Origin of the sequence: uncultured Haliea sp., assembly GCF_963973825.1 — a bacterium.
Classification (GTDB): Bacteria; Pseudomonadota; Gammaproteobacteria; order Pseudomonadales; family Halieaceae; genus Haliea.
Genome location: NZ_CAXBAE010000002.1, coordinates 234,335 through 259,856, shown reverse-complemented (window position 1 = coordinate 259,856; position 25,522 = coordinate 234,335). Strand labels below are relative to the sequence as shown.

25 protein-coding genes are annotated in these 25,522 nt (G+C 62.3%); 7 read left to right on the top strand and 18 right to left on the bottom strand.

Features of this window, described 5'->3' with window-relative positions:
• Positions 1 to 45: 45 nt before the first annotated feature.
• The 9 genes from nqrM to AACZ17_RS03675 all read right to left on the bottom strand — a co-directional run bounded on the left by nqrM (position 46) and on the right by AACZ17_RS03675 (position 8,918).
• On the bottom strand, positions 46 to 282 hold the full coding sequence (gene nqrM, locus AACZ17_RS03715; RefSeq protein ID WP_290739280.1) for a (Na+)-NQR maturation NqrM: 237 nt from the start codon (positions 280 to 282) through the stop codon (positions 46 to 48).
• A 27-nt stretch (positions 283 to 309) separates the two neighbouring features.
• Positions 310 to 1,305, bottom strand: a complete 996-nt coding sequence (locus tag AACZ17_RS03710) for an FAD:protein FMN transferase (RefSeq protein ID WP_290739277.1) — start codon at positions 1,303 to 1,305, stop codon at positions 310 to 312.
• 74 nt (positions 1,306 to 1,379) lie between these two features.
• On the bottom strand, positions 1,380 to 2,603 hold the full coding sequence (gene nqrF, locus AACZ17_RS03705) for an NADH:ubiquinone reductase (Na(+)-transporting) subunit F (protein WP_290739274.1): 1,224 nt from the start codon (positions 2,601 to 2,603) through the stop codon (positions 1,380 to 1,382).
• A gap of 14 nt (positions 2,604 to 2,617) precedes the next feature.
• Positions 2,618 to 3,226 carry an NADH:ubiquinone reductase (Na(+)-transporting) subunit E gene (gene nqrE / locus AACZ17_RS03700; protein WP_290739271.1) on the bottom strand — a complete coding sequence of 203 codons (609 nt, stop codon included), beginning with the start codon at positions 3,224 to 3,226 and terminating at the stop codon, positions 2,618 to 2,620.
• A complete protein-coding gene (locus AACZ17_RS03695; protein WP_290739268.1) occupies positions 3,226 to 3,888 on the bottom strand; it encodes an NADH:ubiquinone reductase (Na(+)-transporting) subunit D in 663 nt (220 codons plus the stop codon). Before AACZ17_RS03695 ends, nqrE begins: the two co-directional genes overlap by 1 nt.
• Before the next feature lies 1 nt (position 3,889).
• On the bottom strand, positions 3,890 to 4,663 hold the full coding sequence (locus tag AACZ17_RS03690) for a Na(+)-translocating NADH-quinone reductase subunit C (protein WP_290739265.1): 774 nt from the start codon (positions 4,661 to 4,663) through the stop codon (positions 3,890 to 3,892).
• Positions 4,656 to 5,855, bottom strand: coding sequence for an NADH:ubiquinone reductase (Na(+)-transporting) subunit B (locus AACZ17_RS03685; RefSeq protein ID WP_290739263.1), 1,200 nt, complete (start codon positions 5,853 to 5,855; stop codon positions 4,656 to 4,658). The genes AACZ17_RS03690 and AACZ17_RS03685 overlap by 8 nt, the downstream gene beginning before the upstream one ends.
• 3 nt (positions 5,856 to 5,858) lie before the next feature.
• The gene (locus tag AACZ17_RS03680; protein WP_290739260.1) at positions 5,859 to 7,205 is read right to left on the bottom strand and encodes a Na(+)-translocating NADH-quinone reductase subunit A; all 1,347 of its coding nucleotides are present in this window, start codon (positions 7,203 to 7,205) and stop codon (positions 5,859 to 5,861) included.
• Between the two features lie 243 nt (positions 7,206 to 7,448).
• Positions 7,449 to 8,918, bottom strand: a complete 1,470-nt coding sequence (locus tag AACZ17_RS03675; protein WP_290739257.1) for a glyceraldehyde-3-phosphate dehydrogenase — start codon at positions 8,916 to 8,918, stop codon at positions 7,449 to 7,451.
• Positions 8,919 to 9,062: 144 nt separating this feature from the next.
• Between AACZ17_RS03675 and mfd the strand changes: the two genes are divergently transcribed.
• Positions 9,063 to 12,527, top strand: coding sequence for a transcription-repair coupling factor (gene mfd / locus AACZ17_RS03670; protein WP_290739255.1), 3,465 nt, complete (start codon positions 9,063 to 9,065; stop codon positions 12,525 to 12,527).
• Complete coding sequence (locus tag AACZ17_RS03665) at positions 12,527 to 13,618, top strand: CsiV family protein (protein ID WP_290739252.1); 1,092 nt, start codon at positions 12,527 to 12,529, stop codon at positions 13,616 to 13,618. The genes mfd and AACZ17_RS03665 overlap by 1 nt, the downstream gene beginning before the upstream one ends.
• Here the strand turns inward: AACZ17_RS03665 and AACZ17_RS03660 are convergent.
• Both AACZ17_RS03660 and AACZ17_RS03655 read right to left on the bottom strand, forming a co-directional pair.
• Positions 13,566 to 14,345 carry an S-methyl-5'-thioinosine phosphorylase gene (locus AACZ17_RS03660; RefSeq protein WP_290739249.1) on the bottom strand — a complete coding sequence of 260 codons (780 nt, stop codon included), beginning with the start codon at positions 14,343 to 14,345 and terminating at the stop codon, positions 13,566 to 13,568. The two genes, AACZ17_RS03665 and AACZ17_RS03660, sit on opposite strands and share 53 nt — an antisense overlap.
• The gene (locus tag AACZ17_RS03655; RefSeq protein WP_290739244.1) at positions 14,342 to 15,457 is read right to left on the bottom strand and encodes a mechanosensitive ion channel family protein; all 1,116 of its coding nucleotides are present in this window, start codon (positions 15,455 to 15,457) and stop codon (positions 14,342 to 14,344) included. The genes AACZ17_RS03660 and AACZ17_RS03655 overlap by 4 nt, the downstream gene beginning before the upstream one ends.
• A 266-nt stretch (positions 15,458 to 15,723) precedes the next feature.
• Here AACZ17_RS03655 and AACZ17_RS03650 point away from each other — a divergent pair, with 266 nt between their 5' ends.
• Positions 15,724 to 16,035, top strand: a complete 312-nt coding sequence (locus AACZ17_RS03650) for a DUF6763 family protein (protein WP_290739241.1) — start codon at positions 15,724 to 15,726, stop codon at positions 16,033 to 16,035.
• A gap of 71 nt (positions 16,036 to 16,106) precedes the next feature.
• Complete coding sequence (lexA, locus tag AACZ17_RS03645; RefSeq protein ID WP_290739238.1) at positions 16,107 to 16,703, top strand: transcriptional repressor LexA; 597 nt, start codon at positions 16,107 to 16,109, stop codon at positions 16,701 to 16,703.
• A 19-nt stretch (positions 16,704 to 16,722) separates the two neighbouring features.
• Here the strand turns inward: lexA and AACZ17_RS03640 are convergent, their stop codons facing one another.
• The 4 genes from AACZ17_RS03640 to AACZ17_RS03625 all read right to left on the bottom strand — a co-directional run bounded on the left by AACZ17_RS03640 (position 16,723) and on the right by AACZ17_RS03625 (position 20,742).
• Positions 16,723 to 16,965 (bottom strand): hypothetical protein, encoded by a 243-nt coding sequence (locus AACZ17_RS03640; protein ID WP_290739235.1) that lies wholly within the window; start codon positions 16,963 to 16,965, stop codon positions 16,723 to 16,725.
• 69 nt (positions 16,966 to 17,034) lie between these two features.
• Positions 17,035 to 17,499, bottom strand: coding sequence for a DUF6586 family protein (locus AACZ17_RS03635; protein ID WP_290739232.1), 465 nt, complete (start codon positions 17,497 to 17,499; stop codon positions 17,035 to 17,037).
• Complete coding sequence (gene topA / locus AACZ17_RS03630; RefSeq protein ID WP_290739228.1) at positions 17,496 to 20,201, bottom strand: type I DNA topoisomerase; 2,706 nt, start codon at positions 20,199 to 20,201, stop codon at positions 17,496 to 17,498. Before topA ends, AACZ17_RS03635 begins: the two co-directional genes overlap by 4 nt.
• A 103-nt stretch (positions 20,202 to 20,304) precedes the next feature.
• Positions 20,305 to 20,742: a hypothetical protein gene (locus AACZ17_RS03625; RefSeq protein WP_290739731.1), complete on the bottom strand. Its 438-nt coding sequence runs from the start codon at positions 20,740 to 20,742 to the stop codon at positions 20,305 to 20,307.
• Between the two features lie 133 nt (positions 20,743 to 20,875).
• Here AACZ17_RS03625 and AACZ17_RS03620 point away from each other — a divergent pair, with 133 nt between their 5' ends.
• Positions 20,876 to 21,316, top strand: coding sequence for a universal stress protein (locus AACZ17_RS03620; RefSeq protein WP_290739225.1), 441 nt, complete (start codon positions 20,876 to 20,878; stop codon positions 21,314 to 21,316).
• A gap of 28 nt (positions 21,317 to 21,344) precedes the next feature.
• Here the strand turns inward: AACZ17_RS03620 and AACZ17_RS03615 are convergent, their stop codons facing one another.
• Positions 21,345 to 21,617 (bottom strand): glutaredoxin family protein, encoded by a 273-nt coding sequence (locus tag AACZ17_RS03615; RefSeq protein ID WP_290739222.1) that lies wholly within the window; start codon positions 21,615 to 21,617, stop codon positions 21,345 to 21,347.
• A gap of 143 nt (positions 21,618 to 21,760) precedes the next feature.
• On the opposite strand from AACZ17_RS03615, the gene AACZ17_RS03610 reads away from it, so the two are divergent.
• A complete protein-coding gene (locus tag AACZ17_RS03610; RefSeq protein ID WP_290739219.1) occupies positions 21,761 to 22,672 on the top strand; it encodes a helix-turn-helix domain-containing protein in 912 nt (303 codons plus the stop codon).
• A gap of 4 nt (positions 22,673 to 22,676) precedes the next feature.
• Entirely contained in the window at positions 22,677 to 23,453 is a 777-nt protein-coding gene (locus AACZ17_RS03605; protein ID WP_290739216.1) for an RNA methyltransferase, read from the top strand.
• 22 nt (positions 23,454 to 23,475) lie between these two features.
• Here the strand turns inward: AACZ17_RS03605 and AACZ17_RS03600 are convergent, their stop codons facing one another.
• Positions 23,476 to 24,651 carry a VWA domain-containing protein gene (locus AACZ17_RS03600; protein WP_290739214.1) on the bottom strand — a complete coding sequence of 392 codons (1,176 nt, stop codon included), beginning with the start codon at positions 24,649 to 24,651 and terminating at the stop codon, positions 23,476 to 23,478.
• 3 nt (positions 24,652 to 24,654) lie between these two features.
• Complete coding sequence (locus AACZ17_RS03595) at positions 24,655 to 25,500, bottom strand: MoxR family ATPase (RefSeq protein ID WP_290739728.1); 846 nt, start codon at positions 25,498 to 25,500, stop codon at positions 24,655 to 24,657.
• Positions 25,501 to 25,522: the final 22 nt, after the last annotated feature.

Here is a 25,522-nt window from a genome sequence, read left to right as displayed (position 1 = left end):
TGGCGTAGTGGAAGCCCAGTGGAGTGTCCCTGCGCGTAGCCTGCCCTAGCGGTCCGCCGGGTAGAAGCGCGTATCATCCCGGTCATCGGCGCCACCGGTGTTACGCGTCTCCTTCTCGCAGCGGCCGGGGTCGCCACCACAGATATCGCAGGCGGTATCGAAACCGAGTGCGCCCATGCCACCACAGGAGCCCTTGATGGGCCCGCGGCCCATGAGCACCCCCACGGCCATAATGCCCATGACAATCGCGATCAGCACCGCGGCGAGAACAAATTCGGTCATTCCAGTCATCCTTGCGGCAGCGGGCCGCTATTCTGTCAGGGTACTCTGATCCAGCCACGGCGCAAACGCGCTGGAATACAGCGGCACGATACGCTGCCCTTCGCGTCGCATCAAATACACGGCAAGGCCGTGCTGCTCCGCCAGTGCCAGTGCCTCGTCGGCGCCGAGCACGGTGAGTGCGGTGGCCCAGCCGTCCGCCGTCATACAGTCTTCCGCCAAAACCGTGACGGACACCAGATCGTGTGCCACCGGATACCCGGTTCGCGGGTCGATACTGTGCGAGTAGCGCCGGCCCTCCAATTCAAAGTAGTTCCGGTAGTCACCCGAGGTCGCAACCGCGATATCCTCCAGCGCAATACCCAGCGCGACAGCCCGTGCACCGGGCTCGGGTCGTTCTATCGCGACACGCCAGGCGTCGCCGCGCGGGCTGATTCCTGCGACGCGCATTTCGCCGCCCACTTCAACCAGGAAGTTGGCGATGCCGTGCCCACTGAGGGCGGTGGCCAGCACATCGACGGCGTACCCCTTGGCGATGGAGGACAGGTCCAGTTCCACATCGCGCAGGCGACGCAGGCGCTGCAGGTCGCTGTCGAACTCGATGTAACGCTGCCCCACACGCTCGCGGGCTGTGCCGATCGCGCGCTCGTCGGGCAATTCCATACGTGGTTGGACCGGACCGAAGCCCCAGAGTTCTACCAGCGGACCCACGGTCACGTCGTAGGCGCCACCGGACAGTTCGCCGATGTGCAGGGCCTGCGCCATCACTCGCCCGAAATGACCGGAGACAGGAACCCACTCGCCGACCGGGCTGCGATTGAAGCGGCTGATCTCCGAATCGATCTGCCAGGTGGACATGCTGTCGTTCAGGTCGACCAGCAGGCCCTCGAGCACGGTCCGCAGCTGTTCGGGACGCGGCGACGCCTCGGACGGGATATAGGTAATGTGCCAGGTCGTGCCCATGGTGGCGCCAGACAGCGCCACACCCGTACCCGGCTGCGAACAGGCCGCAACGAGTACCAGCACCGCCAGCAGCGCGCCGGCCGCCCTACAAAAAAGCCACCCCGAAGAGTGGCTTGTACTGTGCCGAGAACCCTGCATCAACCGCCGAAGTCGTCCAGCAGAATGTTTTCCGGCTCCACACCCATGTCGGTGAGCATACGCACTACCGCGGCATTCATCATTGGCGGACCGCACATATAGTACTCGCAGTCCTCTGGCGCGGGGTGGTCCTTCAGGTATTCCTCGTACAGGACGTTATGGATAAAGCCCGTCAGGCCCTCCCAGTTGTCCTCGGGCTGCGGATCCGACAGGGCCACGTGCCACTCGAAGTTGTCATTCTCTGCGGCGAGCTGGTCGTAGTCCTCGACGTAGAACATCTCACGCAGCGAGCGCGCACCGTACCAGAAGGAAATCTTGCGCTTGCTCTGCAGGCGCTTGAGCTGGTCGAAGATGTGTGAGCGCATGGGCGCCATGCCCGCGCCACCGCCGATGAAGATCATCTCCGCGTCGGTGTCCTTGGCAAAAAACTCGCCAAAGGGACCATACACCTTCACTTTGTCGCCGGGCTTCAGGTTGAACACCCAGGACGACATCACACCAGGCGGGATGCCCTCGCTGCCCGGAGGCGGTGTCGCGATGCGGATGTTGAACTTGACGACGCCGCGCTCTTCCGGGTAGTTGGCCATGGAGTAGGCACGGATGGTGGTTTCGTCAACGTGAGATTCCAGCTTGAAGAAACCGAAGCGTTCCCAGTCGCCGCGGTATTCCTCCTCGATCTCGAAGTCCTTGTACTTGACCACGTGCGGCGGGCACTCGAGCTGCACATAGCCCCCGGCGCGGAAGTCGACGTTCTCGCCCTCGGGCAGCTTCAGCGTCAGTTCCTTGATGAAGGTCGCCACGTTGGGATTGCTCTCTACCGTGCACTCCCACTGCTTGACGCCGAACACTTCTTCCGGCACTTCGATTTTCATGTCCTGCTTGACGGCGGTCTGGCAGCTCAGGCGCCAGCCCTCCTGCGCGTCACGCTTGGTGAAGTGGCTTTCCTCGGTAGGCAGCATGGCGCCGCCGCCCTCGGTGATGATGCATTTGCACTGCGCGCAGGTACCGCCGCCGCCGCAGGCCGAGGGCAGGAACAATCCGCTTTCGGACAGGGTCTGCAGCAATTTGCCACCCGCGGGTACGTGAATGGTTTTCTCGCCATTGATCTCAATGGCGACCTCGCCACTGCTCACCAGGCGAGAGCGTGCGCTCAGAATGACGGCGACCAGGGCGAGCACGATCGCCGTGAACATGGTAACACCGAGGATGATCGTCAGGTTCATAACAGCACTTCCGCCTAGAGATTCATACCACCGAAAGACATAAAGCCAAGTGACATCAGACCCACCGTGATGAAGGTGATGCCCAGACCCTGCAGGCCGTCGGGCACGTCACTGTACTTGAGCTTTTCGCGAATGCCTGCGAGGGCGACGATGGCGAGGGCCCAACCGACACCTGCGCCGGCACCGAACACCACGCTTTCACCGAAGCTGTAATCGCGTTCCACCATGAACAGCGCCGCGCCCAGGATGGCACAGTTTACTGTAATCAATGGCAGGAAGACGCCGAGCGCGTTGTACAGAACCGGGACGTACTTGTCGAGAAACATCTCCATGATCTGGACGATGGCCGCGATAACGCCGATATAGGACAACAACCCGAGGAAGCTGAGGTCCACATCCGGCAGGCCCGCCCAGGCCAGCGCGCCGTCCGCCAGCAGGTAGTTGTAGATCAGGTTGTTCACCGGCACGGTGATGGTGAGTACGACGATAACGGCGATGCCGAGACCGATTGCCGCCTGTACCTTCTTGGAGATAGCCAGGAAGGTACACATGCCAAGAAAGAACGCGAGCGCCATATTCTCGATGAACACGGCCCGGATAAACAGGCTCAGGTACTGTTCCATTACGCGCCCTCCTCGGCAGCCGTGTGCTTGGCCATGCGGAAATCAGGCTCTTCAACCTGCTTCTTGTCGACGCTGCGCAGGATCCAGATGAAACCGCCGATCAGGAAAAATGCGCTGGGCGGCAGCAGGAGCAGGCCGTTGGGGTTGTACCAGCCACCTTCCGTGACCAGCGGCAGCACCTCGATGCCAAACAGCTTGCCCGAGCCGAACAGCTCGCGCACAAAGGCGACTGCGAGCAGCACTGTGCTGTAGCCGAGCCCGTTGCCGATGCCATCGAAGAAGCTGGGCAACGGCGGATTCTTCATCGCAAACGCTTCCGCGCGCCCCATGACGATACAGTTGGTTATAATCAGGCCGACGAACACCGAAAGCTGTTTGCTGATGTCATAGGCGACGGCCTTCAGCACCTGGTCAACCACGATCACCAGTGAAGCGATGATCGTCATCTGCACGATGATACGAATGCTACCCGGTATCTGGGTGCGTATCGCAGAGATGAACAGGTTGGAGAAGGCTGTCACCAGCGTCAGCGCGATACACATCACTACGGTGACCTGTAGCGACGACGTAACCGCCAGTGCCGAGCAGATGCCGAGAATCTGCAGCGCAATCGGATTGTTCTTGAAAATGGGTGTAACGAGGGTGTCCTTGACCGAAGACATCTCAGGCCTCCCCTGCTTTGAGATTGTTGAGGAACGGTTCGTAGCCCTGCTCACCGAGCCAGAAGTGAACCAGCTGGGTGACACCGCGGGAGGTCAGCGTTGCGCCGGACAAACCATCGACACGCCAGGGCGCATCCGGGCTGCCGGGGTCCACGCTACCCTTCGCCAGGGACAGAGCCACTTCGCCGTCGCGGTAGACCTGCTTGCCCGGCCACTGTGCTTTCCAGCGCGGATTATCCACTTCACCACCCAGACCGGGCGTTTCGCCGTGCTCATAGAACCCGAGGCCGGCGACGGTATTGGCATCGGACTCCAGCGCGATGAAGCCATACAGGGTTGACCACAGGCCATAGCCGCGTACGGGCAGGATCAGCTTGTCGATGTCGCCCCCGCCGTCTTCCACGAGATACACCAGCGCATAATGCTCACGGCTGCCGATACCGGCGATGTCTTCCGTCTTGCTCAGGTCCGTGGATTTGCCGGGTTCCTTCGCCGCCTTGGTCTGCTCGTAGCTGGCCGGGTCCACGGCATCCGTGAACTGCCCGGTGCGGAGGTCAACGACCCGGGTTTTCACCTGAGCGAACTGCTCCTCAACGGAGCGCGATTCATCGAGCATGCCCGCGGCTGCGAGGATATTGCGTTTGCGATCCAAGGTCTTGTTTGCTTCCTGTGCCGGCTTGAGCATGACCGCGGCGGTCGAGACCACCACGGAGCAGACGATACAGAGCGCAAAGGCAACCAGCAGGGTCTTACTGATGCCGTCATTCTTAGACACGGGCAAGCCTCCGTTTGATATTCGACTGGATCACAAAGTGGTCCATCAGCGGCGCAAACAGGTTGGCGAAAAGAATCGCCAGCATGATGCCCTCGGGGAACGCCGGGTTCACCACCCGGATCAGCACACACATCACGCCGATCAGGATACCGTAGGCGAACTTCCCGGTATTGGTGTAGGCCGCAGACACCGGATCCGTCGCCATGAACATCATGCCGAAGGCGAAACCACCCACCACCAGATGCCAGTAGAAAGGCATATTGAACATGGGGTTGGTTTCGGACCCGATCAGGTTGAACAGTGAAGACAGGGCCACCATACCGATGAACACACCTGCGACGATACGCCACGACGCAATGCGCATCAGCATCAGCACGGCACCGCCGATCAGAATGGCCAGCGTGGAGGTTTCGCCGATAGAGCCGTGAATATTGCCGAGAAAGGCCTGCATCCAGGTGATCTGTTCCTGGGCAAGGCCAGCCATGCCGTCGGAGGCGACAATGGACAGCGGTGTGGCGCCGGTATAGCCGTCCACCGCCGTCCAGACGCCGTCACCGGACATCTGAGCGGGATAAGCGAAGTACAGGAAGGCCCGTCCGGTCAACGCAGGGTTGAGGAAGTTCTTCCCGGTGCCGCCGAACACTTCCTTGCCAATCACCACACCGAAGCTGATGCCCAGAGCAACCTGCCACAGGGGTACGTCCGGGGGGCAGATCAGCGCGAACAGAATGGACGTGACGAAGAAGCCTTCGTTCACCTCGTGCCCGCGTTTCATGGCAAACAGGACTTCCCAGAACCCACCGACCAAAAAGGTGGTGGCATAGATAGGCAGGAAGTAGAGGGCGCCGAAGAAGAAGCAATCCCAGAGACTGGAAGCGTCGTAGCCACCGAACGCAGCGATCAGGCTACCCCGCCAGCCGTCTACCTGACCACCAGTGGCCGCAAGAATGTCGTTGGCTTGGAAGCCCAGGTTGTACATGCCGTAGAACATGGCGGGGAACGTTGCGAACCAGACGGTGATCATGATGCGCTTCAGATCCACGCCATCGCGCACATGCGCCGTGCTCCGCGTTACCGAGGACGGCGAATAGAAGATTGTGTCAATCGCTTCGTACAGCGGATACCACTGCTTGAAGCGGCCGCCTTCTTCAAAGTGGTGTTCTACACCATCAAGGATCTTACGCAGTCCCACGGCTTAACCCTCCTTCTCGATGCGCGTCAGGTTGTCCCGCAAGATGGGACCGTACTCGTATTTGCCGGGGCACACATACGTGCACAGCGCGAGGTCTTCTTCGTCCAGGTCCAGGCAGCCAAGCGACTGCGCGGTTTCCGTATCGCCGACGATCAGTGCCCGCAGCAGGTGCGTCGGCAGGTAGTCCTGGGGAACCACCGTCTCATAGGTGCCCACCGGCACCATGGCGCGCTGGCTGCCGTTGGTTGTGGTGGTCATTGCCAGCGGCTTGAGACCGAACAGGCTGCTGAGGTAGATCCCGAGGTTTGAGTGCTTTTCCACACCGGGGGAAAGCCATCCCATGAAGGCGCGCTGACGCCCCTCCAGCAGCACGGAGACCTGGTTGTGGTAGCGCCCGAGGTAGGCGGTGGGGGCCTGTACGCGGCGGCCGCCAAGCACCGAGCCCGAAATGATGCGGTTCTCACCGTCTTTCAACTCGCCGGCACAGAGCGCCTGCAGGTCGGCACCCAGTCTCGTGCGCAACAGGCGCGGTTTGTTGACCTGCGGCCCGCTGAGGGCGATGACACGCGACGTGTAGATGGAGCCGTCAAGGAACAGCCGGCCGAAGGCGATCACGTCCTGGTAGCCGATGGTCCACACCACTTTGGTCGCGGTGACGCCACCCTCCAGGAAGTGGATATGGGTGCCCGCCAGGCCCGCCGGGTGCGGGCCCGCGAACTCGGCTACCTGGATGGTCGCGGCCTGCCCCGAGGGCAGGTTGGCACCGGGCGCTGTACACAGATAGACCGGACCTGCGGTCAACTGCGCGAGGATGTCCTGCCCCAGCGCAAACGCTTCCGCCTCGGCGGCAATGACCACCGCTGGATCGGGGGCAAGTGGGTGGGTGTCGATCGCGGTAATGAAAATCGCGGCGGCCTCGGCGTCCAGCGCCGGGACCCGGCTGAAGGGACGTGTCCTGAGCGCGGTCCACTGCCCCGCCTGGTTGAGGTGCTCGCGAATGGCCTGACCGCCCAGCCCACGTACCTGGTCGGCGCTGTAGGCGGTAAAGCTCTCGGAGGCGTCGCCCTCCACCTCGATGACGACGGACTGCAGCACGCGCCGCGCACCCCGGTTGATCGCCGACACCACGCCACCCGCGGGTGCCGTGTAACGCACACCGTCGGTCTTCTTGTCGGTGAACAGCAGCTGGCCCGCCTTTACCCGGTCGCCTTCGGCAACTTCCATGGTGGGTTTCATGCCCACGTAGTCTGGACCGACAAGGGCGACAGCGCGCGCCGGGGAAGCGTCTTCAATCGATTGCTGGGGGGCCCCCTGGATGGGAATATCCATGCCCCGCTTGATCTTGATCATACGATCTGCCTACAGGTTCGTCAGTATTTGTGGCGGCCAGAGCCGTGCGAAGGAGTTGGCACCCCAAAGCTGGCAGAGGCGAGGCGCCGGGTCATCCGTGCGCCTGGCCAGGCCGGAGAAATCAAGCGCAGCCGCCCTGTCCCGGGCCGCGCGCATTATAACGGAAGCCTGCGCCAAAACACCACTGCGCAAGCGCCCCGTCACGCCATTTCCGTCCATCGCGGCGGCCGCCCGCTGTGTTTCTCAGGCATTCTTCGGATAGCGGGCGTAGCGTATCCCCGACACCTGCTCGAGAATCCGATACACCTGGCAGCTGTAGCCGAACTCGTTGTCGTACCAGAGGTACAGAACAGCCTGGGTGCCGTTCACGATGGTGGCCTGGGCATCGAAGATACAGGCGTGCCGGGAGCCGACAAAGTCGCTCGACACCACCTCGGGAGAGTTGGAATAGTCGATCTGCTTGCGCATCGACGAGTGCAGTGCCATGTGCCGCATGTACTCGTTCACTTCTTCCTTGGTGGTTGCGCGACCCAGCGTGAGATTGAGGATGGCCATGGAGACATTGGGAATCGGTACACGTATGGCGTTGCCGGTGAGCTTGCCTGCGAGCTGCGGCAACACCTTGGCCACCGCCTTGGCGGCGCCCGTCTCGGTGATGACCATATTCAGCGGCGCGCTGCGGCCCCGCCGATCAGCCTTGTGGTAGTTGTCGATCAGGTTCTGGTCGTTGGTGTAGGCGTGCACCGTTTCGACGTGCCCGCTGATGATGCCGTAACGGTCATCCATTGCCTTCAGCGGCGGCACGATCGCATTCGTGGTGCAGGATGCCGCGGAAATGATGCTGTCGGAGGCGTCGATCATGTCATTGTTGATGCCCGCAACCACATTCTTCATGTCGCCCTTGCCCGGCGCCGTGAGGATGACCTTGGCCACACCCTTGGACTTGAGATGCCGTGACAGCCCGGCCTCATCGCGCCATACCCCGGTGTTATCGACCACAATCGCATTGTTAATGCCGTATTCCGTGTAGTCGATGCTGTCGGGCGAGTCGGCGTAAATGACCTTGACTTCGTTGCCGTTGGCCACAAACGACTGGCGCTCCTCGTCCACGCGGATGGTGCCGTCAAAGGCCCCGTGCACAGAATCACGCCGCAACAGGCTGGCGCGTTTCACCAGGTCGTCAGGGGCGGAGCCCTTGCGCACGACAACGGCCCGCAGGCGCAGCGATTCGCCACCATCCGTCTTGTCGATCAGAATGCGTGCCATGAGGCGGCCGATACGACCGAAGCCGTAGAGCACCACATCCACCGGGCCACGCCCCGGCTCTGCCTTGGCGCCAATCAGGTCGGCGACCTGCTGGCGAACATAATCATCGACACTGAGACCGGCGCCCTCGCCTTTATCGTAATACTGCACCGCGAGACGGCCGATATCGATATGCGCAGGTCCCAGGTCCAGGGCCGACAGGGATTTGATGATGGGGAAGGTCTCGAACTCGGAGAGCTCGTTCTCCTCCACCTGCCGCACGTAGCGGTGGTCCTTCATGATCTGGGTGACAGACTGGTTCACCAGTGACTTGCCGTAGATGTAGCACTTTACATTCTTGCGGCGGGACAGCTCACCGACCAGGGGAATCATGCCTTCGGCCAGCGCTTCGCGCTCTTTCCAGTCTCTGAAATAGTCGTCGGGGCGCTCTCGCTTGCGTTCGTTCACTCGTCTGTCACCTGTGTGAGGGGGAATCAGGGCTGCAACGGGCGCGTATTATCCCGCCGCATCCCGGTGAGGGCAAGGCACAGTGGTACTTTTCACCCAGCGCTTTACAATAACCGCCCCTTCCGCAGTGAAACGCCAGGCTTTATGTACAGATCCCTGCTCGCCAGCACACCCTGGCCCGCGAAATCCGGTACCCGGACCGCCATCGGCCCCTTCCACGGCTGTGCCGAGGCCCGGCTGATAGCGGAGATGGCCCGGCCAGACAGCCTGCTCCTGGTCATCACCGCGGACACCAGTTCAGCCCTGGCGCTGGAGCGGGAGCTGCCGTTCTTCCTGGCCGAGCCCGTCGACATCCTGGCGTTTCCCGACTGGGAGACGCTGCCCTACGACAATTTTTCGCCGCACCAGGACATCGTCTCCGAGCGACTGGAGACCCTGTACCGGCTGCCCACGCTCACAGCGGGCATTCTTGTGGTGCCCATCTCCACGCTCATGCACCGGCTGCCACCGGTGCATTATGTGGCGGGCTCGAGCCTGGTGCTGGAGCCCGGGCAGTTACTGGACCGCGAGTCCTTCCGGCGGAACCTGGAGCGCAACGGCTACCGCAATGTCGAGACCGTCTACGAGCACGGTGAATTCGCCCTGCGCGGCTCACTGCTGGATATCTATCCCATGGGCAGCGAGCTGCCCTTTCGGGTGGATCTGTTGGACGACGAGGTCGACAGTTTGCGGACCTTCAGCCCCGACACCCAGCGCACACTGGAGAAAGTCGCCGCCATCAACCTGTTGCCCGCTCGCGAATACCCGCTGAATCCCGCGGCCATCGAGCGCTTCCGGCTGAGCTGGTACGAGGCCTTCGATGTCGACCACGACGCCTGCCCCACCTACCGCGAAGTCAGTGCGGGTCGCGCACCCGGCGGCTGCGAGTACTATCTGCCGCTGTTTTTCGAGCACTGCGCCAGCCTTTTCGACTACCTCCCGGAAGGCACCCCGGTCATTGCCATCGGCGACCACTACCGGGCCGCGCAGCGCTTCTGGGAAGATGCCGGACACCGATACACCGAGTACGGCATTGATACTCGGCGCCCCCTGCTCCCTCCCGCGCGCTGTTTCACTCCGGTGGAGGAACTGTACCAACTGATGGGCCAGTGCCCGGTGTTGGAGCTGCGACGCAATCCGGAGGCGCCGACACACGTGGCCAGCCCCTCGCAACCCCTGCCCGACCTGAGCACCGAGGGCGCGCGCCAGACACCTGCCGAGCGGCTGCAGCACTTCATGCAACAGCATACGGCGCCGCTGTTGCTGTGCGCGGAATCCGCCGGCCGCAGGGAGATCCTGCTGGAAAATCTCGCCGCCCACGGCCTGACGCCCCCCGAGGTGGCGGACTGGGCCGAATTCCTGGCCTCGGGACTGCGCTTCGCCATCAGCACTGCACCGATTGATCGCGGCATGTACTTTGGCGCCGACCAGCCGGCACTGGTTTGCGAAGCGCAGCTGTTCGGCAACCGGGTCGCCCAGCGGCGGCGCCGGCGCAAGGTTGATGAAGCCCACGCGGAAAATGTGTTTCGCGATATCAATGAGCTCCGCGAGGGTGTGCCCGTGGTGCATCTGGAGCACGGTGTGGGTCGCTACCTCGGGCTGCAAACCCTTGAGGTGGATGGCGCCGACAATGAATTCCTGACGCTGGAATACGCGCAGGGCAGCAAGCTATACGTGCCCGTCGCCTCATTACACCTGGTCAGCCGCTACGCTGGCAGCGATCCGGAACTCGCCCCGCTGCACAAGCTGGGCTCTGACCAGTGGGAAAAAGCCAGGCGCAAGGCCACCGAAAAGGCCAGTGATGTGGCCGCGCAGCTGTTGGATGTCTACGCACGTCGCGAGGCCCGCAAGGGCTTCTGCTTCGAGTTGCCCGCCCTCGAGTACGAGCAGTTCGCCGCAAGCTTTCCCTTCGAGGAGACCGCGGACCAGGCTGCGGCAATTGACGCGGTGATCGCCGACATGACCGCCGAGCGTGTCATGGATCGGCTCGTGTGCGGTGACGTTGGCTTCGGCAAGACCGAGGTGGCCATGCGCGCTGCCTTCATCGCCGCACGCAATGGCAAGCAGGTCGCTGTGCTGGTTCCGACCACCCTGCTCGCCCAGCAGCACTTCAACTCTTTTGCCGATCGTTTTGCGGACTGGCCGGTGACCGTGGAGGTTGTTTCACGCTTCAAGAGCGGCAAGGACCTCGGCGGGGTGCTGCAGCGGGTCAGCAATGGCGACATCGACATTCTTATCGGCACCCACAAACTGCTCTCCAGCGACTTCCGCTTTCACGACCTCGGCCTGCTGATCATTGATGAAGAGCACCGGTTTGGTGTCAAACAGAAGGAAGCGATCAAGGCCCTGCGCGCTGAGGTCGACATCCTCACACTGACCGCGACCCCCATCCCGCGTACGCTCAACATGGCACTGGGAGGTATGCGCGACCTGTCTGTCATCGCCACGCCACCGGCACGCCGCCTGTCGATCAAGACCTTTGTCCGGGAACACAACATCGCCCTGATTCGCGAGGCCGTGCTGCGTGAGACCCTGCGCGGGGGGCAGGTGTACTACCTGCACAACGAAGTGAAAAGTATCGAGGAGGCCGGCCGCAAGCTGCGGGAGCTGCTGCCGGATCTGTCCATCGGGGTTGCCCACGGGCAGATGCGCGAGGCCGAACTGGAACAGGTCATGTCCGCGTTCTACCACCAGCGCCACCACATCCTGCTGTGCACGACCATCATTGAAACCGGGATCGACGTGCCGACCGCCAACACCATCATCATCGAGCGCGCCGACAAGTTCGGCCTCGCCCAGCTGCATCAGCTGCGCGGACGGGTTGGCCGCTCGCACCACCAGGCGTACGCCTACCTGCTGTGCCCGCCGCGTTCGGCAATCACACCCGATGCGGAAAAACGTCTCGAAGCCATCGAAGCCGCGGGAGACCTCGGCGCCGGTTATCTGCTGGCGACCCACGACCTGGAAATTCGCGGTGCGGGGGAACTGCTGGGGGATGAACAGAGCGGGCAAATACACAGCGTGGGCTTCGCGCTGTACATGCGCATGCTGGAGCGCGCCGTGGCGGCATTGCGGCGCGGGGAGATCCCCAACACGGACGCACCCCTGGACGCGGGCACCGAGATCAACCTGCATATACCGGCGCTGATCCCGGAGGACTACCTGCCGGATATCAACACCCGACTGGTGTTATACAAGCGCATCGCAGCCGCCGCCAGCGAGCAGGCACTGCGCGAGATTCAGGTGGAGATGATCGACCGGTTCGGCCTGCTGCCGCAGCAGGTGAAAAACCTGGTGCAGGTGGCCAGGCTGCGCATCCGCGCGGATCAGCTGGGGATTGCAGGCATTGAGGTTGGCCCCGGCGGTGGTAACATCGACTTTCGGGAGTCCACCCGCGTGAATCCGCTGAGCCTCGTCAAACTGGTGCAGTCCGATCCCAAGGGGTACCAGCTGGCCGGCGCCATGCGCCTGCGGTTCAAACGCCAGCTGGATGAGCCCGAACAGCGCCAGCAGTTCGCCGACCAGCTGCTGGACACCTTTGCCGCCGATGCCACGGAAGATGCCGCCTGATGACTGCCCGCCCCGTTCATACCCTGCTCGCGCTTCTCGTGACGGCGCTTCTGGCGACGTCCACCCTGGCGGAGGATGGGCGTCAGCAAAACTGGTATCAGGTGGAATTACTGATCGTTGCGCACACCAGCCCGGGAGCCCCACGCTCGGAACAGTGGGACGCGCTGCCCCGGTTGCAGTACCCGGACGCCGTGCGTTTCTTGCTCGATCCCCAGCGCTTGCAGGCCAACCTGGAGCGCACAGCTGATGCACTGCACAGCCGGGTCGATAAGCGCGGCAAACAGCTGATCCAGCTGCGCGGCCAGGAGGCCGATGGCGCAGCGGCAGATCTGCCTGCAGCGGCGGCTGTCGACACGCCGGCCCCGGCGCCAGAGGTCACCGCAGCACCCGGCGCCGAGGTTGCCGCGGCGGAAGATGCAGCAGCGCCTCGGCTGCCCACACCGTTTGTGCTGCTTCCGGCCCAGGCCCGAGAGTTTCGCGGCAAAGCAGCCTATATGGAACGCAACGGCCCCTACCGCATACTGTTTCACGAAGTGTGGTGGCAACCGGTAGGCAGTGCCAGGACAGCCCTGCCCATCGTGCTTGACCGTTCTGGTGATGACCAGGCCTACCCTGCCCTGCAAGGCACGATCAGGCTACATCGCTCCCGCTTCCTGCATGTCGACACCCGGCTTTGGCTGAACACCAACGGCGATTACCTGCCCGGCACCTGGCGTATGCCGGCACCGCCGTTGGCGCCGGCCTCATTGGAGCTGATCGCGGCGCCGGTGCTGCCCACACAGCCGACCGCTCCCGAAGCGCCGATCGGCTACGACCCGCAGTGGGATGCCGCGTCGGGGCTGCTGGACGCCCCGGAGCCGGAATCTGCCCCCGCCTATCCTTACCGACATGCCGTGCTTCTGCAGCAGCAGCGGCGCATGCGCTCCAATGAGGTGCACTACATCGACCACCCCTTACTCGGACTGGTCATCAAACTGACACCACTGGATGCGGATGCGCTGTACAGCGCGAACTACGACCAGGCCATCCTCGAGCTGATCACAGGCCCTGAGCGCCCAGCCGAGGCAGCAGGCAGCCCAGCAGGCGCCTGACGACGGCGGCCTCACGCTGCAGAATATCGCGCATGGTATCCTGCGTCAGGGGCAAATCACCCAGCCCTGCGGCAGGATTGACCACCATGCAGATAGTTGCATAGGCAATACCGCACTCCCTGGCCAGCGCAGCCTCGGGCATGCCGGTCATGCCGACGATGTCACAACCCTCTCTGGCCAGGCGCCGCACCTCGGCGGCCGTCTCCAGCCTGGGGCCCTGGGTGACGGCGTGTACACCGGAGGGCTCATGGGGGATGCCCGCCGCTTCCGCTGCCTCGATAATGGCCAGGCGCAGGGCGTGATCGTAGGGATGGGTGAAATCGATATGCTGCAGCGCGCCGCTGCGGCCATCGTCAAACGTGTGCTCCCGCCCCCAGGTGTAATCCACAATCTGGTCAGGCACTACCAGCCGCCCCGGCTGCATGTCGGGACTGATACCGCCCACGGCGTTGATGGCAACCACGTGGGTGACCCCGAGGCCGCGCAGCGCCTCGATATTTGCGCGGTAGTTCACCAGGTGCGGCGGAATCGCCCTGGGGCTGCCATGGCGCTGGAGGAAAAAAACCCGCTGCCCGTCGACCATGCCCTCCTGCACAGGCCGCGAGGGACTGCCGTAGGCATTGTCTCCCGGGTGCTCGCCCAGCAGTTGCAGGCCCTCGACCTGGTGGATGCCTGTGCCGCCGATAATCCCGAGACACAATGGCACTGGCACGGCGCTTTCCGTCATGGGTGCTCTCCGCGCACAGCCTGCGCCAGCTCGGGCGGCGCGCTGTCCAGGTGCAGGGTACGGGTCGGGAACGCCACATCGGCCCCGTGCTCATGGATAATGTCGAGGATCTTCAACAAGACGTCCTGCTTGATGGCGTGATATTCCACCCAGACCGTGGTCCGTGTGAAGGCATACACAAAAAAGTCGAGTGACGAGGGCCCGAAAGACACAAAATTCACGATCAGGGTGCGGTTGAGGTCGATTTCGGGGTGCTTTTCCAGCATCTGTCGCACATCCGCAACAATGGACGCGAGTTTGGCTGAATCCTGGTAGCGCACACCAATCGTTTCATAAATCCGCCGGTTGAACATGCGCGACGGGTTTTCCACTGCGATCTGTGTGAAAACCGCATTCGGAACATACAGCGGACGCTGATCAAACGTGCGAATACGGGTCAGGCGCCAGCCGATATCCTCCACCGTGCCCTCGATTTCCCGATCCGGTGAGCGAATCCAGTCCCCGGGGGTGAAGGGGCGATCAAGGTAGATGCTCATCCCGCCGAAAAAGTTCGCCATCAGGTCCTTGGCGGCAAAACCGACTGCAATACCGCCAATACCGCCGAAGGCGAGTAGCCCCGAAATGGACACACCGACACTCTGCAGGGCCATCAGGCCAGCGAGAATCCAAAGGATCACCCGGATGAGTTTCGCCGTCGAATGCACGGCAGCCTTGTCCGTGGAGGCCTTGTGGCCCCGCGCAGGTGACAGCAACTCTTCTTCTGCGCCGAATATCAGACGTTGCAGGAACCAGGCCAGCATGAGAATCAGCAGCGTGTCGTAGGCTCGCAGTATGAAGGCCTGCAAATCTGCGGCGATCGGCACCCTGCCCAGAATCAGCATCAAGGCGATGAGCCAGAGCGCGACACGCAGTGGCGTTTCCACCGCAGTGATTACCACGTCGTCCCAGCGATTGCTGCTGGACTCCGCCACGCGGTGCAGGCGGCGCAGCAGGACACCGAGCAGCAGGTGGATGAGCATGGCGAGCAGGAGTAGCCCGCCGATCGCTACCAGCGGTGTGTCGAGGCCGTAGGTCGCCAGTATTCGGGACAGCGTTTGCTCTGTGGCTTCCACGTTACATCAGGCTCCTGATTTCCCGGGTTTAGACAATTTTCTTCTGTTGCCAGGCACTTGTCAGAGCCACTCAGTATAACAGCGCCATCCTCCTTTCGACATGTGCCGAGCGACATCCGCAAGCGACTGATCTGCCGCGGAAAATTCAGTGCCCCGGAAAAACGCTATGAAAAAAGGTGTTTTTAGATCGACAGCACATAATGGACAGCGCAGGTCGGCATGGTATGTTGCAGGTGACACCGAGGACTCTGGAAGGGAGCGCAGTCATGTTGAATCCCACCGTTGGCAGCTGGTACCGGGATATCGAAACGGGAGAGCTGTTCGAAGTTGTCGCCCTGGACGAAGCCGCGCGTACCGTGGAGACACAGTTCCTGGACGGCGAGGTTACCGAGTACGATCTCGAGGTCTGGCGCATGCTGCAGTTGCAGCGGGCGGCGGCACCGGAGGACTGGCGAACCCCCTTCGAGCTGGATGACGAAGACGGCCTGGATCCCGACCTGCCCTACCACCCCGAAGAGTGGAGCAACCCCCTGTCGACGATCGAACCCGACACCATGCTCGGCGTGGAGGATAGTTGAGCCCGCTTGTCGCTGCCGCGTATTACTGTATATAATCCCAGCCACTGTACAAATACACAGATGGACGGGTCATGGACAAACTCACGCAGCGACAGCAGCAGGTGCTGGACATTATCCGCCAGCATATCGACCAGACCGGCTACCCCCCTACTCGCGCCGACATCGCCAAAGAGCTGGGATTCAAGTCGGCCAATGCCGCCGAAGAACACCTGAAGGCGCTGGCGCGCAAGGGTGCGATTGAAATCATTGCTGGCGCCTCTCGTGGTATCCGCTTGCCCGAGAACCCCGGCCTTCCCATCATCGGGCGCGTTGCGGCAGGCAACCCGGTGCTCGCGCAGGAACATGTCGAGGATTACTGCGCCATTCCCGCCAACTTCTTCCGGCCGGCGGCAGACTACCTGCTACGGGTCACGGGCGACAGCATGCAGGATGTCGGCATCCTCGACGGGGACCTGCTGGCGGTGCACCGCAGCAGCGAAGCCCGCAATGGCGCCATTGTTGTCGCCCGCATCGAGGATGAAGTGACCGTGAAACGCTTTCAGCGAGGCGGTAGCCGGCACCTGGTAGAGTTGCACGCCGAGAACCCGGCCTATGCGCCGATCAAGGTTGACCTGCGCACGCAGGCGTTCGCGATCGAGGGGTTGAGTGTCGGCATCCTGCGACGCTAGCAAACGTCGTTGTGCCGGGTCAGTGAACAGTGCGCGCCCGGCCTTCACCGTTTTCGGGGCGTTCTTTTTCATTGATGCTGGCAGCGGCCTGCATGCCAGCCTGGATCATCACCTTCGCAACTTCCAGGCCGTTGTCCATCAGGTAATCACGCGCCTCATCTGAAAACTGGATGCGCAGCAGAGGCTCGGAATCGTCTTCGGCGCGTTGCAGGACAATTTCACCTTCGCCGAGATCAACAATTTCCAACAGGGCTGTGGCCACGAGAGGCTCCTCTTTTTGCATCAAATGCCAGTGTAACAGGGGGCAGATGCGACCGCCAACGCGCACTTGCTAGCATTCGTCCAGCAGGTCACCCATGCGGGAAAACGCGGCTTCAAGCTCGTCTGCCGCGACCTGCAGCGTGTCCCAGTCCAGCTGGCCAGAGGTGCTCACCGCAAGGCTGCCCTCCGTCCGCCTGGCCGGCTGCGCCGCGGGCTGCTGCAGCAGCCGGGACAGCCAGCCCTGCGTTTCAAGTTGCGCAAACTCCGTCACTTCTGCCGGTTGCGCCTTGCCCGGCGCTGCCGGCGGCAGTTCCGCAACACAGTGAGGCGGCTGCGGCGGCAATTGTGCGGGCTTCTGCAAATCGAGCAGGAACCAGCCATAGGCCGTCAGCAGGTGCTCCCGCACGGCTGGCCCAAAAGCCTGCGCCAAGGTGTTGGCGGGGACATTTTCGGCGCGCCGCGCCTGTTCCCAGGCCTGCAACAGAAGCCGGCCGAGGTACAGCGCATGATTGGCCTGGCCCCGGAGACTGCTCATGTGCGCTTGCGCGCCGCCTTGCGCTTGGGCGCGGCGCTCTTCTTTCGCGGTGCGCCTTTCGCCGCGGCCGTGCTCTTGCCCTCTTCCGTCTGCCACTTGCCATTGCGGTAGACCGCTCGCCATCCCGTCGGTTTGCCATCGCGCTCGGTCATCACATACTGCTCAGCCGCTTTCCGACTGTAGCGCACCTGGGTTCGATTGCCGTCGTCGTCCTTGACTGGCGCCGAGAACAGAAAACTGTACTTGGGGTCGATCTCGTTCTTGTGGGGCAGCAGTTCATCCACGAAGGGCGCCCGGGTCTCCCGGTTACGCGGGAACTGGCTGGCAGCCAGAAACAACCCGGCCGCACCGTCGCGCAGGATGTAGTGGTCATCCACCTTCTCGCAGGCCAGCTCCGGCATGGGCACCGGGTCCATTTTCGGCGGTGCCGCCTCCCCGTTGCGCAGCAGTTTGCGCGTGTTCTTGCACGCTTCCGCCGTGCAGCCGAAGTACTTGCCGAACCGGCCGGTTTTGAGCTGCATCTCCGCGCCACATTTGTCGCAGGCCAGCGTAGGACCATCATAGCCTTTGATCTTGAACTTGCCGGTCTCGACTTCGTAACCGGGACAGTCGGGATTATTGCCGCAGACGTGCAGTTTGCGCTGCTCGTCAATCAGGTAACTGTCCATCGCCGCATTGCACAGCGTGCAGCGATGCTTTTTCCTCAACAGGCGGGACTCGGCCTCGTCGTCCGCGTCCTCGCGAATGGCTTCGTCGCCCGGTGTCAGGTTGATGGTGTTCTTGCAGCGCTCCTTGGGCGGCAGTGCATAACCGGAGCAGCCCAGGAACACACCGGTGCTGGCGGTGCGGATCTGCATGGGCCTGCCGCACTTGCTGCACGGTATGTCCGTCGGTGTCGGCTCATTGGGCTGCATCCCGACGGGTTCCGCCTCTTCCGCCTTTTCCAGCAGTTGCCGAAAATCGGCGTAGAAACTGTCCAGAAGATCCCGCCAGTCGAGTTCGCCCTGAGCCACCGTATCCAGCCGTTCCTCCATGCTCGCGGTGAAGCCGTAGTCGAGCAGTTCGGTGAAGCTGTTCTGCAATCGCTGGGTGACGATGTCACCCATTTTCTCGGCGTAGAAACGCTTGTTCTCGAGGCGTACGTACCCACGATCCTGAATGGTTGAAATAATCGAGGCGTAGGTGGACGGGCGGCCAATGCCGCGCTTTTCAAGCTCTCGCACCAGGCTGGCTTCCCCGTAGCGCGGCGCGGGCTTGGTGAAGTGCTGCGCCGGGTCCAGGGCGACCAGCTTCAGCGTGTCCGACTTCTGGATATCGGGAAGCACTTCGTCCTCTCCCTTGCGTCCGGCAGCCCCCTGCACACGGGTGTAGCCATCAAAGCGAATGATGCGGCCCTTGGCCGACAGCTCGTAGTCGCCTGCGGTGACCGTGATGGTCGTCGCGGTGTATTCAGCGGGCGTCATCTGGCCTGCGACAAACTGTCGCCAGATCATTTCATACAGGCGCTCGGCGTCGCGTTCCATGCCCTGCAGACCCGACTGCAGCAGGTTGACGTCCGAAGGGCGAATCGCCTCGTGGGCCTCCTGGGCGCCCTCCTTGCTGCTGTAACGGTTGGGCGTGGCGGGCAGGTAGGCGGGTGGAAACTCCGCCGCGATGTAGTCGCGACAGGCCTGTACCGCGTCTTCACTGAGGTTGGTGGAATCGGTGCGCATATAGGTGATGTAGCCTGCCTCGTAGAGGCGCTGTGCCATCATCATCGTTTTCTTCACGGAAAACCCAAGGCGCGTACTGGCCGCCTGCTGCAGCGTGGAGGTGATGAAAGGCGCCGGCGCTTTCGACCGGGTGGGCTTGTCCTCTCGGTCACTGACCACATAGGGCAACTTTTCGAGCGCTTTCGTCGCCGCCCGCGCTGCCTCCTCGCTGGTCGGGCGGAAGGCGGCGCCGGCCTGCTTGCGCACCTGAAAGCGCACCGCGTCGGCATCAGCCGGCTGCAGGTCGGCGTGAATCTCCCAGTACTCCTCGGGCACGAAGGCACGGATCTCGCGTTCACGCTCGACGATCAGGCGTACCGCAACGGATTGTACCCGGCCCGCCGAAAGACCACGGGCCACCTTGGCCCACAGCAGGGGCGAAACCATATAGCCGACAACCCGGTCGAGGAAGCGCCGCGCCTGCTGGGCGTTGACCCGGTTCTGGTCCAGATGTGCAGGATGCTTGAATGCCTCGCCAATGGCCTTCTTGGTAATCTCGTTAAACACCACGCGTTGATAGCGTGAATCATCCCCCCCAATTGCTTCACGCAGGTGCCAGGCGATGGCCTCCCCTTCCCTGTCAAGGTCGGTCGCGAGGTAAATGGCATCGCTGCTGGCGGCCAGCTTGCGCAGTTCGGCCACGACCTTTTCCTTGCCCGGCAGGATCTGGTAGTCCGCCTGCCAGCCATGCTCAGGGTCAATGCCCATCCGACGCACCAACTGCTCACGCGACTTGGTCTTGCGGTGCTGGGCCTTTTCCTCGGGTGACATCTTGCGGGTAATGGCCGCCTGGGCGGCGCGTTCCTTGGCATCCACCGGCGTGGCGCTGCCGGCTGTGGGCAGGTCCCGGATGTGTCCGATGCTGGATTTGACGATAAAATCCGGACCGAGATACTTGTTGATCGTTTTCGCCTTGGCGGGCGATTCGACAATAACCAGTGATTTACCCATAGACTCCCGCGTGATCTCGCTTGGTGTGGGTCAGCAGACGCCAGCATCCACCTGCCAGCGCCCGTCAAAAAAGTCGCATATATAAAGACCCTGTCCCTCCGGGTCAAGGAATCTGTTGCGCCCAGTCCTTCAGAATAGCTGCCATCTGCTCTACGGTAGCCGCATCGCCCGCTTCTTGCCAGTACAGCCCACAGCTGTCCTCATGCACGCTTGCCGCGAGCATGGTGCCGGGGGCCGCGAGCAGCGCAGCGGGCACCGGTTCAGGCTTTGGCCCGACGGCCTGCCACCCGTCAGCACGCAGCTGCCAGACACAGCGCCGGCGGCCCTTGCCGCGGGAGGGCGGCAGTCGCAGGCCATAATAAATGACGTCGGATGCCAGGCTCTGCTGTGGTAACGCTGGCCCCGGCTGGTCGCGAAACTCGACGAAAAGCCCGTTCAACGCCGCGGTCTCCCGCAGGGTGACCTGCAGGCGCTGTCGCTTGCTGGGGAGGAAATGCGTGAGCGGCGCGAGGGCCACCAGCAGGGCGAAGGCAATCAACACATAATTCAAGGCAGGTCCTGACTCAGGTCAACGATCGGGGCAAAGTCGCCCGCGTTGCTGCCGGAGGCGCTTGTCCGGCGCGCATTGTATGCTATAACGGAACCTGATTTCTGTTCACGATTACGGGGGGTCTATGTCCAACTACAAGAAACTGATTATCGCGGTGGATCTCAGTGAAGATTCCGCAGACGTGGCCCAGCGCGCACGCGGCGTCGCACAGGGCAGCGGTGCCGAGCTGCACCTCATTCACGTCATCGAGCCCCTGAGCTTTGCCTATGGCGGCGACATCCCCATGGATTTTTCCGGTATCCAGGACGAAATCCACCAACAGGCCGCGCAGCAACTGGCGCGTTTCGGTGAGCAGTACGGGATTGCCGCCGACCGCCAGCACATCGTGCTCGGCCGTCCGGAGGTGGAAATCCACAGCAAGGCGGAGGAAATCGGCGCCGACCTCATCGTGGTGGGCAGTCACGGCCGTTACGGCCTGGCACTCCTCATGGGCTCTACCGCCAACGGCGTCCTGCATGGCGCGTCCTGTGATGTTCTCGCCGTCAGGGTCGGCAACCGGTCCTGAGCCCTGCTGCGCCGCGGCTCGCGGCGCGCTACCCCTGCCCGCCGTCACCGCCATCGATGAAATCCAGCAGCTGCTGGGGCGAAAACGGCCAGTCCAGCTCGCACCCGTCCTGCCGGTACAGCACCGGGATGCGGGTTGCGTAGCGCACAAACAGCTGCTCATCCTCGCTGATATCCACGGCATCGTAGTCGCTGATCAGCGCCTCCTGCACAGCCAGATCCAGTAAGGCAGCAGCCTGTTCGCACAGGTGACACGCAGACGTCCCGTAGAGTGTGAGTGGACTTTGACAAAGCTCTGGCACCTGCTGGCTCCCTGTTGTTTAATGCGGCTCGCCTGCTGCACGCCTCACCCAAACGCAGGATTGCGGCCGCAGGCAGTCGGAGGTTATGATTCTTCAGTACAGCATAATGAACCGCACCATTGCGAAGCCAGGGAGTACCTGACGTGGCACTGTTTTCCCAACCCACCGCCCGCGCGCTGGCCATACTCGATCTGCTGATGGCGAACCCGCAACAGGCCTTTGGTTTGACGGAAATGACGCGTCGCCTGAACCTCAACAAGGCCACCTGTCACGCCATCCTGACCACGATGGCCAATTACGGCTTCCTGGTTCAACATCCCAAAACCAAGGCGTATCGCCTCGGCCCTTCCATTATAGCGGCAGGTAACGCCGCTTTCGCGCAGTTTCCCGTGCTGGAATACGCGAGGCCGGAACTGGAGGGCCTCAACAGCGACCTGAACCTGGGCTTTGCCGTCACCGCACGTTCCAAGCTGCACCAGGTCCTGCTGGCGCTGTATGGCAACGCCACCCCGCTGATGGACTCCTTCCAGCTGGGCCTGCGCCTGCCCAACGCTGCGCCCGTTGCGGCGTGTTTTACCGCCTTCTCCCCAGCGAAGCAGCTCGAAGCCTGGCTTACCCGGGCACACGAGTCACGGGGCGGGTACAACGAGCGCCTCGACCAGAAACTGCGGGTGTCGGTGATAGCGATTCGGGCCCGGGGTTATGAGGTCACGCTGAAAACCCGTGCGGAGGAAGAACTGACCCGGGAGCTGACCCGCATACACCAGTCCTGGAGCCTGCAGGAGCTGGAAGAGGCCACCAACAAGTACCAGCAGGGCATCTGTGTAGAGCATTACCACCTCGACCGTATCGACCCCAAGGCCCGCTACGAGGTCAGCACCATTGCGGTGCCGGTGTTCGTTTACCGGCAGGTACCGGTCATGTGTTTTGTGGCCGGTTCAATGGATTCCCCCATTACCGGCGCCCAGATCGAGGATATCGCCCAGCGTATGAAGCAGTCGGCTGACCGTGTAACCCGGCTCGCCAGCGGTCATGAGCCCGGCGCAAACCCCTGACACCTTGAGCGATCGTCCAGAATACACGGCGCGCAAGGCCTTTTTCGACCGCGTTCTCACTGTCTACGGCCGCAAGCCGGTGCTTGAAGCCCTGCGCACGCCGGGGCTGTCATTGCATGCACTGCATGTCGCCGACAGCAACCGGGAGGACGGGGTGATGGCAGAGATTCTGCGCGATGCAGCGCGACGCGGCCTCGCGGTGCAGCGTCATAACCGGGCTGAGCTCGCCAGAATATCGCGCAACGGGCGCCAGGATCAGGGTATCGCACTGGATATACTCTGCCCCGCCTTTGCCCGCGTAGATGACTACCTGGCAGGCCCGGACCTCGCGAACCAGCGCCTGCTCGCACTCGACGGCATCACCAATCCGCAGAATCTGGGGATGATTGTCCGCTCCGCCGCGGCGGGAAACATTGACGGGATCGTGCTGGCGAGGCGCGGCAACGCCGCCCTGGGTCCGCTGGTCATCAAGGCCAGCGCGGGCACGTTATACCGCGCCCCCATCCTGTTTTGCGAATCGCTGCCCACAGCGCTGGAAGCCTGCAAGGCCCGGGATTTCAAGGTGTGCTCGTTGCGCGCGGACGCCCGTCAAAGCCTGTTCGACTACCGGCCGTCGGGCAGCTGTGTGTACATTCTGGGTAACGAAACCGAGGGCGTTTCCAAGGCGAGCGAACGCCTGGCGGACGAGGCCCTGTGCATTCCCATGCGCAACGGTGTTGAATCCCTCAACGTTGCCGTAACGGCAAGCCTCATCGCCTTCTGCGGCAGCCTCGGGCGCTAGCGCCGGAATCCCGCGCGCGGACCTACTTGGAGAGAAACGCCATCGCCTGCTCCAGCCCCTGGAGGGTCAGCGGGTACATGTGACCCTCCAGCAACTTGTGGGTCATCGCCGTGGACTGGGTGTACTCCCACTCGTCACGTGGCACCGGATTGATCCAGGCCACTTTTTCGTAGGTCTGCTTGAGACGCCGCATCCACACCTCGCCCGACTCCTCGTTCCAGTGCTCTACCGAGCCACCGGGCTGTGCAATCTCGTAGGGCGACATGGCGGCGTCGCCGACAAAAATCACTTTGTAGTCGTGGCTGTACTTGTGCATGACGTCCAGCAGCGGCACGCGCTCGTTATGCCGGCGCACGTTGTTACGCCACACACTTTCGTAAATAAAGTTGTGAAAGTAGAAGTATTCCATGTGCTTGAACTCACTGCGTGCAGCCGAAAACAGCTCCTCACAGACACGCACATGCGGGTCCATCGATCCCCCGACATCAAAAAACAACAGCACCTTCACCGCGTTGTGCCGCTCGGGCACCATCTTGATATCCAGTAGACCTGCATTGCGCGCGGTCGAGCGGATGGTGTCGTCCAGGTCCAGTTCATCCGCTGCGCCGGTTCGCGCAAATTTGCGCAAGCGACGCATCGCGACCTTGATATTGCGCGTACCCAGTTCAACACTGTCATCGAGATTGCGGAATTCGCGCTTGTCCCACACCTTCACGGCCTTGCGATTACCGCCGTTCGGACCCACGCGGATACCTTCGGGGTGATAGCCCTGCTGACCGAAGGGCGAAGTGCCGCCGGTGCCGATCCATTTATTGCCGCCCTGGTGCCGTTTCTTCTGCTCCTCCAGGCGCTTCTTGAATTCCTCGATCAGCTTCTCCAGTCCGCCCAGGGATTCGATTTTCGCGCGGTCCTCCTCGGACAGCTGCTTCATGAACTCGGCGCGTAACCAGTCGTCGGGGATGATCGCCTCGATGACGTCATCCAGGCCCTCCAGATCCTTGAAGTGCGCACCGAAGGCACGGTCAAAGCGATCGAAGTACTTCTCGTCCTTCACCAGGCAGGTGCGGCTGAAATAATAGAAGTCATCGATCGACGCGAAAACCACGTGCTGCCGGATGCCGCCGAGCAGATCCAGCAATTCTCGCGTGGTCACCGGTACCCCGGCATCCCGCAGACCATGGAAAAAGTTGACCAGCATGTGTCAGCGCGTCTCGCGACGGTGCATGAAGGCCAGGCGCTCCAGCAGGTGCACATCCTGCTCGTTCTTCAGCAGCGCACCGTAAAGGGGGGGAATCGCCTTGCTGGCATCGCGATTCTTCAAAACCTCATCGGGGATGTCGTCCGCAAGGATAAGCTTCAACCAATCGATCAATTCGGAGGTCGATGGCTTCTTCTTCAAGCCGGGAATGGAGCGCAGATCGAAGAAGACCTCCATCGCCTCCTGCACCAGTTCCTGGGCGATCCCCGGGTGATGCACGTCAATGATCGCGCGCATGGTGTCGCGGTCGGGGAAGTTGATGAAGTGGAAGAAGCAGCGGCGCAGGAACGCATCCGGCAGTTCCTTCTCGTTGTTGCTGGTGATGATGATGATGGGGCGGTGGCGGGCACGCACGGTCTCGCCGGTTTCGTAGACGAAAAACTCCATGCGATCCAGTTCAACCAGCAGGTCGTTGGGGAACTCGATGTCCGCCTTGTCGATCTCATCGATCAACAGCACGACCTGCTCCTCAGCCTCGAAGGCCTCCCACAGTTTGCCCTTCTTGATGTAGTTGCCGATGTCGTGCACCTTCTCGTTGCCGAGCTGGGAGTCCCGCAGGCGCGAGACCGCATCGTACTCATACAGGCCCTGCTGGGCCTTGGTTGTGGATTTGATATGCCACTGGATCAGCCGCTTGCCCAGACCCAGCGCCACCTCCTCCGCAAGCATGGTTTTCCCCGTGCCCGGCTCACCCTTGATCAACAAAGGGCGCGCCAGGGTCACCGCCGCGTTAACAGCCATGCGCAGATCGTCGGTCGCGACGTAGCGCTCGGTTCCCTCAAATTTCATCATCTGTTCAATACCCGTGAAA

What these genes read in the sequence shown, in the direction of transcription:
- nqrM (WP_290739280.1), bottom strand. Translation starts at nt 282, where the DNA reads ATGACCGAATTTGTTCTCGCCGCGGTGCTGATCGCGATTGTCATGGGC.
- nqrF (WP_290739274.1), bottom strand. Translation starts at nt 2,603, where the DNA reads ATGAACCTGACGATCATCCTCGGTGTTACCATGTTCACGGCGATCGTG.
- nqrE (WP_290739271.1), bottom strand. Translation starts at nt 3,226, where the DNA reads ATGGAACAGTACCTGAGCCTGTTTATCCGGGCCGTGTTCATCGAGAAT.
- AACZ17_RS03695 (WP_290739268.1), bottom strand. Translation starts at nt 3,888, where the DNA reads ATGTCTTCGGTCAAGGACACCCTCGTTACACCCATTTTCAAGAACAAT.
- AACZ17_RS03680 (WP_290739260.1), bottom strand. Translation starts at nt 7,205, where the DNA reads ATGATCAAGATCAAGCGGGGCATGGATATTCCCATCCAGGGGGCCCCC.
- mfd (WP_290739255.1), top strand. Translation starts at nt 9,063, where the DNA reads ATGTACAGATCCCTGCTCGCCAGCACACCCTGGCCCGCGAAATCCGGT.
- AACZ17_RS03665 (WP_290739252.1), top strand. Translation starts at nt 12,527, where the DNA reads ATGACTGCCCGCCCCGTTCATACCCTGCTCGCGCTTCTCGTGACGGCG.
- AACZ17_RS03660 (WP_290739249.1), bottom strand. Translation starts at nt 14,345, where the DNA reads ATGACGGAAAGCGCCGTGCCAGTGCCATTGTGTCTCGGGATTATCGGC.
- AACZ17_RS03650 (WP_290739241.1), top strand. Translation starts at nt 15,724, where the DNA reads ATGTTGAATCCCACCGTTGGCAGCTGGTACCGGGATATCGAAACGGGA.
- lexA (WP_290739238.1), top strand. Translation starts at nt 16,107, where the DNA reads ATGGACAAACTCACGCAGCGACAGCAGCAGGTGCTGGACATTATCCGC.
- AACZ17_RS03635 (WP_290739232.1), bottom strand. Translation starts at nt 17,499, where the DNA reads ATGAGCAGTCTCCGGGGCCAGGCCAATCATGCGCTGTACCTCGGCCGG.
- topA (WP_290739228.1), bottom strand. Translation starts at nt 20,201, where the DNA reads ATGGGTAAATCACTGGTTATTGTCGAATCGCCCGCCAAGGCGAAAACG.
- AACZ17_RS03620 (WP_290739225.1), top strand. Translation starts at nt 20,876, where the DNA reads ATGTCCAACTACAAGAAACTGATTATCGCGGTGGATCTCAGTGAAGAT.
- AACZ17_RS03600 (WP_290739214.1), bottom strand. Translation starts at nt 24,651, where the DNA reads ATGCTGGTCAACTTTTTCCATGGTCTGCGGGATGCCGGGGTACCGGTG.
- AACZ17_RS03595 (WP_290739728.1), bottom strand. Translation starts at nt 25,500, where the DNA reads ATGAAATTTGAGGGAACCGAGCGCTACGTCGCGACCGACGATCTGCGC.